9 protein-coding genes and 2 pseudogenes are annotated in these 13,755 nt (G+C 73.0%); 4 read left to right on the top strand and 7 right to left on the bottom strand.

Annotation, left to right across the window (positions count from 1 at the left end):
- Positions 1-7: 7 nt before the first annotated feature.
- Positions 8-808, top strand: coding sequence for a PaaX family transcriptional regulator C-terminal domain-containing protein (locus AB0D94_RS23750; protein ID WP_362055227.1), 801 nt, complete (start codon positions 8-10; stop codon positions 806-808).
- A 45-nt stretch (positions 809-853) separates the two neighbouring features.
- Complete coding sequence (locus AB0D94_RS23745; protein WP_362055225.1) at positions 854-1,693, top strand: GNAT family N-acetyltransferase; 840 nt, start codon at positions 854-856, stop codon at positions 1,691-1,693.
- An 88-nt stretch (positions 1,694-1,781) separates the two neighbouring features.
- Here the strand turns inward: AB0D94_RS23745 and AB0D94_RS23740 are convergent, their stop codons facing one another.
- Together AB0D94_RS23740 and AB0D94_RS23735 are read right to left on the bottom strand one after the other, a co-directional pair.
- Entirely contained in the window at positions 1,782-4,049 is a 2,268-nt protein-coding gene (locus tag AB0D94_RS23740; RefSeq protein ID WP_362055223.1) for a bifunctional salicylyl-CoA 5-hydroxylase/oxidoreductase, read from the bottom strand.
- A gap of 4 nt (positions 4,050-4,053) precedes the next feature.
- Positions 4,054-4,881, bottom strand: coding sequence for an enoyl-CoA hydratase family protein (locus AB0D94_RS23735; RefSeq protein ID WP_362055221.1), 828 nt, complete (start codon positions 4,879-4,881; stop codon positions 4,054-4,056).
- Positions 4,882-4,977: 96 nt separating this feature from the next.
- Between AB0D94_RS23735 and AB0D94_RS23730 the strand changes: the two are divergent.
- Positions 4,978-5,274: pseudogene (locus AB0D94_RS23730) on the top strand (ATP-binding protein); the annotation flags it as partial.
- On the opposite strand, the gene argF reads toward AB0D94_RS23730, so the two are convergent.
- From argF to AB0D94_RS23705, 5 genes are all read right to left on the bottom strand, one after another.
- On the bottom strand, positions 5,275-6,285 hold the full coding sequence (gene argF, locus AB0D94_RS23725; RefSeq protein ID WP_362055219.1) for an ornithine carbamoyltransferase: 1,011 nt from the start codon (positions 6,283-6,285) through the stop codon (positions 5,275-5,277).
- 175 nt (positions 6,286-6,460) lie between these two features.
- The gene (locus AB0D94_RS23720) at positions 6,461-7,687 is read right to left on the bottom strand and encodes an arginine deiminase (protein WP_362055217.1); all 1,227 of its coding nucleotides are present in this window, start codon (positions 7,685-7,687) and stop codon (positions 6,461-6,463) included.
- Between the two features lie 46 nt (positions 7,688-7,733).
- On the bottom strand, positions 7,734-8,246 hold the full coding sequence (locus AB0D94_RS23715; protein WP_362055215.1) for a hypothetical protein: 513 nt from the start codon (positions 8,244-8,246) through the stop codon (positions 7,734-7,736).
- A gap of 305 nt (positions 8,247-8,551) precedes the next feature.
- Entirely contained in the window at positions 8,552-11,263 is a 2,712-nt protein-coding gene (locus AB0D94_RS23710; RefSeq protein WP_362055213.1) for a polynucleotide kinase-phosphatase, read from the bottom strand.
- The gene (locus AB0D94_RS23705) at positions 11,260-12,753 is read right to left on the bottom strand and encodes a 3' terminal RNA ribose 2'-O-methyltransferase Hen1 (RefSeq protein WP_362055211.1); all 1,494 of its coding nucleotides are present in this window, start codon (positions 12,751-12,753) and stop codon (positions 11,260-11,262) included. Before AB0D94_RS23705 ends, AB0D94_RS23710 begins: the two co-directional genes overlap by 4 nt.
- 797 nt (positions 12,754-13,550) lie before the next feature.
- On the opposite strand from AB0D94_RS23705, the pseudogene AB0D94_RS23700 reads away from it, so the two are divergent.
- Positions 13,551-13,703 (top strand): annotated as a pseudogene (locus AB0D94_RS23700) (excalibur calcium-binding domain-containing protein); the annotation flags it as partial.
- Positions 13,704-13,755 lie beyond the last annotated feature (52 nt).

Here is a 13,755-nt window from a genome sequence, read left to right as displayed (position 1 = left end):
TGAAGCTGTGGTCGAGCAGCACACCCCGCGATCCCTGATCGTCACCTTCTACGGCGCCTACGGGCGGGCCTTCGAGGGCCCGGTCCCGGTGTCCGCGCTGATCCGCCTGCTGGGCGCGGCCGGCGTGGACGCCCCGTCGGTCCGCTCCTCGGTGTCCCGGCTGAAGCGGCGCGGCTTCCTGCTGCCCGCGCGCGCGGCGGACGGCTCGGCGGCGTACGAGCTCTCCCGGGAAGCGCGGCAGCTGCTGGAGGACGGCGACCGGCGGATCTACGGGACCCCGCCGCGCTCGCCCGAGTGGCTGGTGGCGGTGTTCTCCGTCCCGGAGCAGGAGCGGCACAAGCGGCACCTGCTGCGTTCCCGGCTGGCCCGGCTCGGCTTCGGCGCGGTGGCTCCGGGCGTGTGGATCGCCCCGGCCCAGCTGTACGAGGAGACCGGGCACACGCTGGTGCGGCTGCACCTGACCCCGTACGTGGAGCTGTTCCGCGGCGCCCACCTCGGCTTCGCCCCGACCGCCGAGGCGGTGGCCCGCTGGTGGGACCTGGCCTCCCTGGCCAAGCAGCACGAGGAATTCCTCGACCTGCACGAACCCGCCCTGCGCGCCCTCCAGTCGGGCCCGGAGCCGACCCCGGAGGAGGCCTACCGCGGCTATCTCCTCGCCCTGGACAGCTGGCGCCGCCTCCCGTACGCCGACCCGGGGCTGCCGCGCGAGCTGCTGCCGGCGGACTGGCCGGGCGACCGCGCGGCGGGGGTGTTCGCGGAGCTCCACGCGCGGCTGCGGGACCTGGGCGCCGCCTTCGCGGGACCGTGACGCGAAACCGGGTGCGCGGGGCCTGCCCTGGCGCGAGGATGGGCCATGACCTGGACCTTCACTCGTGATCTGGCGGCCTTCCTGGCCGCGGCGGGCCCTTCCGTGGCCGCGAAGCCCGTGTCGAACACCATCCTGCTGACCACGGCCGACGCGCTGGAGCGGCGCGGGCCGCACGCCTTCGGCCGGGCGGACCCCTTCTTCGGCTGGTGGACCGGGGCCGACGGGGCCGTCACCGGCGGGCTGCTGTGCACACCGCCGTTCCCCGTGCTGCTCAGCGCGTTGCCGGCCGAGGCGGTCCGGGCGCTGGCGGCCGCCCTCGGCACCGAACCGCTGTTCGCCGGCATCAGCGGGTTCAACGCCCGCCGGGCCGACGCCGAGGTGCTGGCCGGGGCGTGGGGGCAGCCGGTCCGGGTCGCCGAGGAGAACCGCCTGTACCGGCTGGCCGGGCTGCTCGCCCCTGATCCCGCCCCTGCCGGGCGGGCCCGGCCCGCCGCCGGGGCCGACCTCCCGCTGCTGCTGGAATGGATCGAGGCCTTCAACCTGGAGGCCGGGCAGCCCGGGTCGCCCTCCGCGACCGCCCTGCGCGACCGGATCTCGTACGGCGGGATGCTCCTGTGGGAGCACGCCGGGATCCCCGTCTCCCTGGCCTCCTTCACCCGCCCGATCGGCTCGGCCTGCCGGATCGGCCCCGTCTACACCCCGCCCGCGTCCCGCCGCCACGGTTACGCGGCCGGGGTCACGCACGCGGCGAGCCGGGCGGCGTACGCGGCCGGAGCCTCGGAGGTGCTGCTCTTCACCGACCTGGCCAACCCCACCAGCAACGGCGTGTACCTGCGCCTGGGTTACGTCCCGGTCGAGGACCGCGCGGAGGTCGTCGCCGCCTGACCGCGCCGCCGCAAACCGCGGGCGGACGGACGTACCGGGCTACGGGAGCACCGGCGTACGGGCCTACGGGCCTACGGGCGTACGGGCGTCAGCCGCGGCCGGTCGGCGGGGGGCGGCTGCCCGCGCGGTAGGGGGCGGGCCAGGGCGCGGCCGGGCCCTCGTAGGACTGCTCGGCGGCCGCGTGCAGGGTCCAGTGGGGGTCGTAGAGGTGGGGACGGCCGAGGGCGCACAGGTCCGCGCGTCCGGCCAGCAGCAGGGAGTTGACGTCGTCCCAGGAGGAGATCGCCCCGACCGTGATGACCGGGATCCCCAGCGCGTTGCGGATCCGGTCGGCGTACGGGGTCTGGTACGAGCGCCCGTACTCGGGGGTCTCGTCCGCCACCACCTGGCCGGTCGAGACGTCGACGGCGTCCGCGCCGCGGGCGGCGAAGGCGGCCGCGATCGCCACGGCCTCCTCCTCCGAGGTGCCGCCGGGCGCCCAGTCGGTCGCCGAGAGGCGGACCGTCATCGGCCGGTCCCCGGGCCAGACGGAGCGGACCGCGTCGAAGACCTCCAGCGGGAAGCGCAGGCGGTTCTCCAGGCAGCCGCCGTAGGCGTCGGTGCGGTGGTTGGTCAGCGGCGACAGGAACCCGGAGAGCAGGTAGCCGTGGGCGCAGTGCAGTTCCAGCAGGTCGAAGCCGCAGTCGGCCGCGCGGACCGCGGCGGCCGTGAAGTCGGAGCGGACCGCTTCCAGGTCGGCGGCCGTCGCCTCGCGCGGGACGGCCGAGACGCCCGGCCGGTAGGGCAGCGCGGTGGGGGCCAGCAGCGGCCAGTTGTCCTGCGGCAGCGGGTCGTCCATGCCCTCCCACATCACCCGTGTCGAGCCCTTGCGGCCCGAGTGCCCGAGCTGGACGCCCAGCGCGGTGCCGGGCGCGGAGGTGTGCACGAAGTCGGCGATCCGCTTCCAGGCGGTGGCCTGCTCCTGCGTGTACAGGCCCGCGCAGCCGGGGGTGATCCGGCCCTCGGCGCTGACGCAGACCATTTCCGTCATCACCAGGGCGGCCCCGCCCAGGGCCCGCGCGCCGAGGTGCACCAGGTGGAAGTCCCCGGGGACGCCCTCCACGGCCGAGTACATGTCCATCGGGGAGACCACGACCCGGTTGCGCAGGGTCAGTCCGCGCAGGGTGAACGGGGTGAACATCGGCGGGGTCCGCTCGTCCGGGGTGCCGAAGTCGTGTTCCACGGAGCGGGTGAACCGCTCGTCGCGCAGCCGCAGGTTGCCGTGGGTGACCCGGCGGCTGCGGGTGAGCAGGTTGAAGGCGAACTGCCGGGCGGGCTGGTCGACGTAGCCCGCGATCTCCTCGAACCAGCGCATGCTGGCGGCCGCCGCCCGCTGGGTGCTGGCCACCATCGGCCGGCGCGCGGCCTCGTACGCGGCGAGGGCGGAGGGCACGTCCGGGTGCGCGGCGACCGCTTCGGCGAGGGCGAGGGCGTCCTCCACGGCCAGTTTGGTGCCGGAGCCGATGGAGAAGTGCGCGGTGTGCGCCGCGTCGCCGAGCAGTGCCACGTTGCCGTGCGACCAGCGCTCGTTCACGACGGTACGGAAGCGGGTCCACGCCGAGCGGTTCCCGCGCAGCGGCCGCCCGCGCAGGGCCTCGCTGAAGATCTTGGCGCAGCGGGCCGCCGACTCGCTCTCGTCGCACAGGTCGAAGCCGGCCGCCGCCCACACCTCGTCCCGCATTTCCACGATCACGGTGGAGGATTCCGCGGAGTACGGGTATGCGTGCAGCTGCATCACCCCGTACTCGGTCTCCGCGATCTCGAAGCGGAAGGCCTCGAAGGCGAAGTCGGCGGCCAGCCAGATGTACCGGCAGCGGCCGTTCGTCACCGTCGGGCCGAAGTGCGCGGCCCCGCTCTGCCGGATCGCGCTGTGCACCCCGTCCGCCGCGACCACCAGGTCGTGGGAGGCGGCGAGGGCGGCGGCGTCGGGGGCCTCGGCCCGGAAGCGGAGGCGGACGCCCAGTCCGGCGCAGCGCTCGTGCAGGATCTCCAGCAGCCGGCGCCGGCCGAGGGCGGCGAAGCCGTGGCCGCCGGAGGTCAGCAGCCGGCCCCGGTGGACGACCTCCACGTCGTCCCAGCGCACGAACTCCGCGCTCAGGGCGGCGTGGACGACGGTGTCCGCCCGCTCGATGCCGCCGAGGGTCTCGTCGGAGAGGACCACGCCGAAGCCGAAGGTGTCCTCGGGTGCGTTGCGTTCCCACACCTCGACGCGGTGGCCCTGCCGGGCCAGCAGCGCGGCGGCGTACAGTCCTCCCGGCCCGCCGCCCACGACGGCGACCCGCAGTGTGCCGGGGTCCGGCCCGGCGCCCGGGGGCATCCGGCTACCTGCCCTTCCACTGCGGCGGCCGTTTCCCGGTGAAGGCCGCGTGGAACTCCGCGTAGTCCTGGCCGTTCATCAGCAGGGCCTGGGTGGCCGCGTCGAGCTCCACCGACGCCGCCAGCGGCATGTCGAGTTCGGAGGTGAGCAGCGCCTTGGTCTGTGCGTAGGCGAGGGCCGGGCCGGCGGCCAGGTGCGCGGCGAGTTCGGCGGCCCGTACGTGGGCCTTGCCCTCGTCGGTGAGTTCGCTGAGCAGCCCGATCCGCTCGGCCTCGGGCGCGTGTACGGGCTCTCCGAGCATCAGCAGCCGGGTGGCGTGGCCGAGGCCGACGACCCGGGGCAGCAGGTAGGCGGCGCCCATGTCCCCGCCGGACAGGCCGACCCGGGTGAAGAGGAAGGCGAAGCGGGCGGTGGGGTCGGCGATGCGGAAATCTGCGGCGAGGGCGAGGACGGCTCCGGCTCCGGCGGCCACTCCGTGCACGGCGGCGATCACCGGGAAGGGGCATTCCCGGATGGCCCGCACCACCTGGCCGGTCATCCGGTTGAAGTCGAGGAGCTGGGCGGTATCCATGGCGAGGGTGGCGCCGATGATCTCGTCCACGTCGCCGCCGGAGCAGAAGCCGCGGCCCCCGCCGCCGAGCACGAGGGCCCGTACGGAGCGCTCCCGGGACAGTTCGGCCAGCAGGTCGCGCAGGTCGGCGTAGGCGCCGAAGGTCAGCGCGTTCAGCTTGTCGGGGCGGTCGAGGGTGACGGTGGCCACGCCGTCCTGCCGGGTCACCCGGAGGTGGCGCCACCGTTCGGTCGCTGAGGAGGAACCGGTGAAGGGGCTCACACCGTCGACGGTATCACTGGATCGTGACCGCCGTCACAGACACGCGACACACGGTGGGTGGGCAGGTGGAGCCACACGTGACGAAGGTCCCGTCCGCTGACCGCCGAGCTGGTCGCCAACGCCGTGGAGCACACCACTGCCGGGGCCCCCATCGAGCTCGTCGTGGAGCTGCTGGCGAACGGCTGCCAGGTCGAGGTCCACGACGGCGACCCGCGACTGCCGGGCGGCCTCGCGGTCCGGCCCGGCGACGGGCACCACGTACCCGACCCCTGGCAGGAGCACGGCCGCGGACTGCTGCTGATCCGGACCCTGAGTCCGGGCTGCGGGCACCGGCCCACCGCGCGCGGCAAGGCCGTGTGGTTCACCCTGCCCGCGCGGGCCGCCGCGGTATGACTATGCGCCGGGCTTCGCGAGCATCGCGACGAGCACGGCCTTGATGGTGTGCAGCCGGTTCTCGGCCTCGTCGAAGACCACGGAGTGCGCCGATTCGAACACCTCGTCCGTCACCTCCAGGGAGGCGAGCCCGTGCCGCTCGTGGATCCCCCGGGCCACCTCGGTGCCCAGGTCGTGGAAGGCGGGCAGGCAGTGCATGAACTTCACGTCCGGGTTCCCGGTGGCCCGGAGGACGTCCATCGTCACCGCGTACGGGGACAGGGCCGCGATCCGCTCGTCCCAGACCTCCCTGGGCTCCCCCATGGACACCCAGATGTCGGTCACCACGAAGTCGGCCTGCCCGACCCCCTCGTCGATCTCCTCGGTCAGGGTGATGCGGGCGCCGCTGCCCTCCGCGAGCTCCCGGGCCGCGGCCACCACCGGCTCCGCCGGCCAGTACGCCTTCGGCGCCACGATCCGTACGTCCATGCCCAGCAGGGCGCCGGTCACGAGGTAGGAGTTGCCCATGTTGAAGCGGGCGTCGCCGAGGTAGGCGAAGGCGATCCGCTCCAGCGGCTTGGCGCTGTGCTCGGTCATGGTCAGCAGGTCGGCCAGCATCTGGGTGGGGTGCCAGTCGTCGGTGAGGCCGTTGAAGACCGGCACCCCGGCGTGGGCCGCGAGCTCCTCGACGACGTCCTGGCTGTCGCCCCGGTACTCGATCCCGTCGAACATCCGGCCCAGCACCCGGGCGGTGTCCTTGACCGACTCCTTGTGCCCCATCTGGGAACCCGAGGGGTCGAGGTACGTGGTGTGGGCGCCCTGGTCCGCGGCGGCGACCTCGAAGGCGCAGCGGGTGCGCGTCGAGGTCTTCTCGAAGATCAGCGCGATGTTCTTGCCCTGGAGCAGGCGCCGCTCGGTCCCGGCCTTCTTGGCCGCCTTGAGTTCGGCGGCGAGCTCGATCAGGCCGCGGAACTCGGCGGCGGTGAAGTCGAGCTCCTTGAGGAAACTGCGGCCGGCGAGATCGGGGGCCATGGCGTCGCTCCAGCGTCACGGTGACAGGGGATGTTGGAAGTCTATACGATCCTATGCATTGATATACAGTCCTGGTCCTGGTCGATCTCGGTCTACGACACCCGCGGCACCCACTGCGCCCACTGCGCCCGCGACACCCGCGACGCCCCCGACGCCCACGGCACCCGCGGCACGCCTAGACCGGGTCGCGCTCCACCGGACAGCTCATGCACCGCGGGCCGCCGCGCCCCCGCCCCAGCTCGCTGCCCGGGATCTCGATCACCTCGATGCCCTCCTTCCGCAGGTGCGTGTTGGTCGTCACGTTCCGCTCGTAGGCGACGACCACCCCCGGCTCGACGGCCAGCACGTTGCAGCCGTCGTCCCACTGTTCGCGCTCCGCCGAGTGCACGTCCTGCCGCGCGGTCAGCACCCGGATCGAGTCCAGCCCGAGCGCCGCCGCGACGGCCCGGTGCATGTGCTCCGGCGCGTGGTCGGTCACCTTCAGGTCGGAGGCCCCGGCGCCCGGCTCGATCGTGTAGGAGCGGAGCATGCCCAGCCCCGCGTACTGAGTGAACGTATCTCCGTCGACCATCGTCATCACCGTGTCCAGGTGCATGAAGGCCCGCCGCTTGGGCATGTCGAGCGCCACGATGCTGGTCGCCGACCCGGCGGCGAACAGGCCCCGGGCCAGCATCTCCACGGCCTGCGGGGTGGTCCGCTCGCTCATCCCGATCAGCACCGCACCGTTGCCGAGGACCAGTACGTCCCCGCCCTCGATCGTCGAGGGGTAGTCCGCCTGCCCCTGCGACCAGTAGTGGAAGGCCCCGGAGGAGGTGAAGAGCGGGTGGTGCTTGTAGATCGCCTCGAAGTGGACGGTCTCCCGCTGCCGGGCCGGCCAGCGCATCGCGTTGATGGACACCCCGTCGTAGATCCAGGCCGAGGTGTCCCGGGTGAAGAGGTGGTTGGGCAGCGGCCCCAGCAGGAAATCGTCCAGTTCCATCGCGTGGAAGCGCACCGACACCGGCTCGGCGTGCCGCTCCAGGAACTCCCGCTTGGTCATCCCGCCGACCAGCGCCTCGGCCAGCGAGGCCGGGCTCAGACCGTCGAAGACCGACCGCAGGTGGTCGGTGGCCAGCGGCCCGTACTCCTTCTCGTCGAACACCCGGTCCAGGACGAGGTGTCTGGCCTCCGGGATGTCCAGGGCCTCGCACAGCAGGTCACCGAAGAGGTGGACCTCAACCCCCCGGTCGCGCAGGACGTCCGCGAACCCGTCGTGCTCCTGGCGGGCCCGGCGCACCCACAGCACGTCGTCGAAGAGCAGTGCGTCCTTGTTGCTCGGTGTGAGCCGCTTCAGCTCCAGGTCGGGCCGGTGGAGGATGACGCGGCGAAGCCGCCCGGTCTCGGAGTCGACATGGAATCCCATGCCGTACACGTTCGCAGACCGGGCGGCCTTTTGAGGCGGCGTCCGCTCAGCGGGGGGTGGCGAGGCCGAGGAGCGCCGAGGGCGCGCCGGTCAGCTCCGGTGTGACCAGGCCCAGTTCGGGCGCGGTCACGTTCGGCACCCCGAAGTTGGAGGCGTCCGGACCCGTCAGCAGACCGCCGGCGATCAGACCGGGGGTCCGCGCGCGCATGTCGGTGGCCGGGGCGTCCAGGGAGCCCTCGCCGTCCGTCTCCGGCTCGCCCAGCAGGTTCGGCACCGGCGAGGTGACGAGGGTGTTGCCGAGCTCGGTGCCGATCGGGACCACCGGGAGCAGTGGGGTCGGGAGCATGCTCCCCTTGTGGAAGCGGGGAGCCTCGGGCGCGCCCACGACCGGGATCGGGACTCCGGTGGCCACGCGGGGGGTGTCCACTCCCAGCGTGGTCTTCACGGCGTCGAGCGGGACACCGACCGGGACCGAATCGGCCACGGCCGGGGTGGCCGCGCCGGCCGCGGCCATACAGGTCATGAGCGCCGCAATGCTTCCGCGCGCGGTCATCTTCATAGGTGATGTTCCGTCCTTCCAGGGTCGCGGACATTCCGCTGCCCTGGATGAACGATCCCGCCGGTGGTTTTCCCGGAGTTCTCCGTGAAAGTTCCCCCATACGACCTAATTCGCGGCCGTACGGGGGCACCGGCTTTACGCCCTTTACGCCGGACCCCGCGACGGCAGCGGGGTCCGGCGCCCGCCGCCGGTGCCGGGGTCGGAAGCGGGCCCGGAGGCGGGCCCGGAGGCGGGCCCGGAGGCGGGGCCGGAGGCGGGCCCGGAGGCGGGCCGGAGCCGGGCCCGGAGCCGGCGTCAGCCGGGGGTCAGAGCCGGGGGTCGACCGGCTCCGACTCCAGGGCGAGCACCGCGAAGACCGCCTCGTGGACCCGCCACAGCGGCTCCTCCGCGGCCAGCCGGTCCAGCGCCTCCAGCCCGAGCGCGTACTCGCGCAGGGCCAGCGAGCGCTTGTGGCCGAGGAACCGGCCGCGCAGCCGCTCCAGGTTGTCCGGACGCGTGTACTCCGGGCCGTAGATGATCCGCAGGTACTCGCGTCCGCGCACCTTCACGCCGGGCTGGACCAGGCGGCCCTTGCCGTCCCGGGCGTACGCCTGGAGCGGCTTGACGACCATGCCCTCACCGCCGGCGGCCGTCAGCTCCAGCCACCAGTCCGTGCCGGCCCGTACGGAGTCCGGGTCCGCGGTGTCCACCAGGATCCGGCCGGTGCGCCGCAGCAGCCCGGTACCGGAAGCCTCGTCGGCGGCGACGAGCCGGTCCAGCCAGAACAGCTGCTCGTCGTGGGGGACGGCGGCCAGCGACCGCCCGGCCGCCGCCAGCAGCTGGAAGGGCGCGAACCGTACGCCGTCCAGCCCGTCGGTGGTCCAGCAGTAGCGGCGGTACGCCTCGGTGAAGGCGGCCGCGTCGGCGGCCCGGCCGCGCTGGCGCTCCAGCAGGGCGCCGGTGTCGATGCCCCGGGCGGCGGCCGCCTCCAGGGCGGCGATCGCCTCCGGGAAGACGGCGCCCGAGGCCGCGCCCACGGCGGCGTACTGGTTGCGCAGCAGCCCGGTGGACTTCAGCGACCAGGGCAGCAGTTCCCCGTCGAGCAGCAGCCAGTCCGTACCCAGTTCCTCCCACAGGCCCGCGTCGGTGACGGCCGAACGCAGCCGGGTGAGGACCTCCTCGGTGACCTCGGGGTCGCTGAAGAAGGGCCGCCCGGTGCGGGTGTAGACGGAGCCGGTCGGCCCCTCGACGCCGAACCGCTCGCGGGCCGCGCCGGCGTCCTTGCAGATGAGGACGGTGGCGCGGGAGCCCATGTGCTTCTCCTCGCACACGACCTGCGCGATGCCGTCCTTGAGGTACTGGGCGAAGGCCTCGGCCGGGTGCTCCAGGTAGGCCTCATCAGCGGCTCCGCCGCGGGCGCCCTCCTGGGAGGTCGCGGTCGGCGCCATGGTCGGCGGCAGGTACGGCACCAGCCGGGGGTCCACCGCGAAGCGGCTCATGACCTCCAGGGCGGCGGCCGCGTTCTCCTCGCGCACGTTCACGTTGCCCAGGTGGCGGGTCTCCACGACCCGGCGCCCGTGCACGTCGCCCAGGTCGAGCGGGCGCCCGTCGAGGCCGCCGGGGGCCTCGGCGGCGAGCGGCTTGACCGGCTCGTACCAGACCTTCTCGGCCGGTACGTCGACCAGTTCGCGCTCGGGCCAGCGCAGGGCGGTCATCCGCCCGCCGAATACGGCGCCGGTGTCGAGGCAGATGGTGTTGTTGATCCAGGAGGTGTCCGGGACCGGGGTGTGGCCGTAGACCACGGCGGCCTTGCCCCGGTAGTCCTCGGCCCACGGGTAGCGCACGGGCAGGCCGAACTCGTCGGTCTCGCCGGTGGTCTCCCCGTACAGGGCGTGCGAGCGCACCCGGCCGGAGGTGCGGCCGTGGTACTTCTCGGGCAGCCCGGCGTGGCAGACCACGAGCTTGCCGCCGTCGAGGACGTAGTGGCTGACGAGGCCGCGGATGAACTCCCGTACCTCCTGGACGAACTCCTCCGGCTCCCCTTCCAGCTGCTCGATCGTCTCGGCGAGGCCGTGGGTCCGCTGGACCTTGGAGCCCTTCAGATAACGGCCGAGCTTGTTCTCGTGGTTCCCGGGCACGCACAGGGCGTTGCCGGACTTCACCATGCCCATGACGCGGCGCAGCACGCCCGGACTGTCCGGGCCGCGGTCGACGAGGTCGCCGACGAAGACGGCGGTGCGCCCCTCGGGGTGGACGCCGTCCTCGTAACCGAGCTTGGCGAGCAGGGTCTCCAGCTCGGAGGCGCAGCCGTGGATGTCGCCGACGATGTCGAAGGGGCCGGTGAGGTGGGTGAGGTCGTTGAACCGCTTTTCGAGGACCACTTCGGCGCTCTCGGCCTCCGCGACCGAGCGCAGTACGTGCACCTTGCGGAAGCCCTCGCGCTCCAGTCCGCGCAGCGAGCGCCGCAGGTCGCGGCGGTGGCGCTGGATGACGGCGCGGGGCAGCCCGGCCCGGTCGGGGCGGGTGGAGTTGCGCTCGGCGCAGACCTCCTCGGGCATGTCCAGGACGATGGCGATGGGCAGGACGTCGTGCTCGCGGGCGAGCTGGACCAGCTGGCGGCGGGCTTCGGCCTGGACGCTGGTGGCGTCGACGACGGTGAGGCGGCCGGCGGCGAGCCGCTTGCCGGCGATGTAGTGCAGGACCTCGAAGGCGTCCTTGCTGGCGCTCTGGTCGTTCTCGTCGTCGGCGACCAGGCCCCGGCAGTAGTCGGAGGAGATGACCTCGGTGGGCTTGAAGTGCTTGCGGGCGAAGGTGGACTTGCCCGAGCCGGTGGCCCCGATCAGGACGACGAGGGACAGGTCGGTGACGGGAAGCACGCGTGCGCGCGGGGTGGCCGCGCCGCCCTCGGTGCCCTCGGCGGTCTCGGCGGCGGGCCCGGTGGGCGTACCGGCGGTCTCGGTGCTGGTCTCGCGGCTGGTCCCGGTGCTGCTCTCGGTGCTGCTCTGGGTGCAGATCTCGGTGCTGCTCTCGGTGGTCATGCTGCCTCGTCCTCCTTCGGGTTCTCGTTGACGGTGACGGCGGTGAACACGGCCATCTGGGTCGGCGGTCCGACCTCGGGGTCGTCGTCCCCGACGGGGACGAACTCGACGCCGTACCCGTGCCGTTCGGCGACGGCGCGCGCCCAGGCCCCGAACTCCTCGCGGGTCCATTCGAAGCGGTGGTCGCGGTGGCGGACCTGCCCGGCGGGCAGGGTCTCCCAGCGGACGTTGTACTCCACGTTCGGAGTGGTCACCAGGACGGTGCGGGGGCGGGCCGAGCCGAACACCGCGTACTCCAGCGCGGGCAGCCGCGGCAGGTCCAGGTGCTCGATGACCTCGCTGAGCACGGCCGCGTCGTAGCCGGTCAGCCGCTTGTCGGTGTAGGCGAGCGAGCCCTGCAGCAGCTTGACGCGAGAACTCTGGCGCTCCCCCATCCGCTCCAGCCGCAGCCGCTTGGCGGCGGTGTTCAGCGCCCGCACGGACACGTCGACACCGACGATCTCGGTGAAGGACACGTCCTTGAGCAGCGCCTGCACCAGCTGGCCCTGACCGCAGCCGAGGTCGAGCACCCGGGCGGCGCCGGCGGTGCGCAGGGCCGTCAGGATCGCCTCGCGCCGCTGCACGGCCAGCGGTACGGACCGCTCCTGCGTGGTGTCGTTGTCGTCGGGCACCGCGTCGTCGTCGACGGCGTTGTCGAGCTCCTCGACCTCGCTGCCGTCGGCCTCGGCGAGGCGGACCAGCTCAAGGCGCTCCAGGGCGTCCTGGGTCAGCCGCTTGTGGCGGGCCAGGTAGCGGGAGCTGATCAGGCCGTTCTCCGGGTGGGCGGCGAGCCAGCCGTCTCCGGCGCGGAGCAGCTTGTCGACCTCGTCGGGGGCGATCCAGTAGTGCTTGGCGTCGTCGAGCACGGGCAGCAGGACGTACAGCTGCCGCAGCGCGTCCGCGAGCCGCAGCTCGCCCTCCAGCACGAGCCGTACGTAACGGGAGTCCCCCCACTCGGGGAACCGCTCGTCGAGCGGTACGGCCTCGACGCGTACGAGGTCCCAGCCGAGCGGATCGAACAGCCGGTGCACCAGCTCGGCCCCGCCGCGCGCGGGCAGCGCCGGGACCTCGATCCGCAACGGACGTGCCTGCTCCGGCAGTTCCGGGCGGGCGGCGCACTGGCCCTTCAGGGCGCTGCGGAACACCCCGCTGAGGGCGACGGCCAGCAGCGAGGAGGCCGCGTACGGGCGGTCGTTGACGTACTGCGCGAGCGCGACGTCCGGAGCCCCGCCCCGGCCCTTGCCCTGGCCGCGCCGCACGAGTGCGACGGGATCCACCTCCAGCAGGAGGGCCGCCGTGCACCGCTGGGCCGTGGCCTCGGGGTAGAACACGTGGGCGGTGCCGTGGGAGGTGGAGAACGCCTGTGTCTTCCCGGGATGCTTGTGCAGCAGATAGCCCAGGTCGGTGGCGGGTCGTTCAGGGGAGCCGGTGGTGGAGATCGTCAGGAACACACGTCCGAGTATGTGTTGAGGCTGCTCACGGGCCAACGCGTTTTCCGTGCGCTGCGACGGACGGCCGACTGCCGTCCGAACGGCCACGAACACGATCTTCACGTTTCCCATACAAGAGCCGTCACATTTTGACACTCTGCTCTGGCTTGAACACCGCTGTTCCCCATGAGCTTTGGAGCCCCGTGTACTCTCCGCCGCACTCCCACACGCCCTGGCAGCCGATACGACGCTGGTGGCAGCACCCGGCGCTGATCATCACGGCTCTCATCCTGCTGCCCCCGGCAGGCATCGCACTGGTCTGGGTGAGCCAGTGGAACCAGAAGAAGAAGATCATCGCCACGGTCGTGTCGGGCCTCTGGTTCCTGCTGGTCTTCCTGTCGCCGGATTCACCGAAGAAGACGGGCGACGGCTCCAAGTCCCCGACCGCCGCCACGGCGACGGTCACGCCGAAGCCCTCGGCGCCGGCGGCCGCGGCGCCGTCACCGGCTCCCTCCTCCGTGATGCCCGCGGTCGTCGGCACTGCCTTCGCCGGGGCCGAACAGGCCGTGGAGGCCCTGCTCGACACCGAGTTGACCGCGCGCAGCGCGTACGAGGACGTGACGCTGGCGGCCGACCACACGAAGTGGGTCGTGTGCTTCCAGGAACCCGAGGCCGGCGCTGCGCTCGCGTCGACGTCCGTCCCGGCGACCGTCCACCTCGTCGCGGCCGGTACGACCTGCCCGGCCGAGAAGGGCACCACCCTGCGCCCGAAGTCCACACCCAAGCCCACCCCCACGGCCACTCCCGAGCCGACGGCGGACGACGACTCGGGCAGCGGCGGCGGAGGCAGCGTCTCCTACCGCAACTGCAGTGCGGTGAAGGCCGCCGGCAAAGCCCCCATCCGCCGCGGCGACCCGGGCTACGGTCAGCACCTCGACCGCGACGGTGATGGCATCGCCTGCGAACGCTAGGGGGTTCAGCGAGCCAGGCGGAGACCCGGCCATGGCGCCGATGGCCGGATCG

It is taken from the genome of Streptomyces sp. NPDC048255 (genome assembly GCF_040652415.1).
In the GTDB taxonomy this organism is placed as follows: domain Bacteria; phylum Actinomycetota; class Actinomycetes; order Streptomycetales; family Streptomycetaceae; genus Streptomyces.
This window is presented reverse-complemented; position numbering and strand designations above follow the sequence as displayed.

Coding starts and splice junctions, on each gene's coding strand:
- AB0D94_RS23745 (WP_362055225.1), top strand. CDS start 854: ATGACCTGGACCTTCACTCGTGATCTGGCGGCCTTCCTGGCCGCGGCG.
- AB0D94_RS23740 (WP_362055223.1), bottom strand. CDS start 4,049: ATGCCCCCGGGCGCCGGGCCGGACCCCGGCACACTGCGGGTCGCCGTC.
- argF (WP_362055219.1), bottom strand. CDS start 6,285: ATGGCCCCCGATCTCGCCGGCCGCAGTTTCCTCAAGGAGCTCGACTTC.
- AB0D94_RS23720 (WP_362055217.1), bottom strand. CDS start 7,687: ATGGGATTCCATGTCGACTCCGAGACCGGGCGGCTTCGCCGCGTCATC.
- AB0D94_RS23715 (WP_362055215.1), bottom strand. CDS start 8,246: ATGAAGATGACCGCGCGCGGAAGCATTGCGGCGCTCATGACCTGTATG.
- AB0D94_RS23710 (WP_362055213.1), bottom strand. CDS start 11,263: ATGACCACCGAGAGCAGCACCGAGATCTGCACCCAGAGCAGCACCGAG.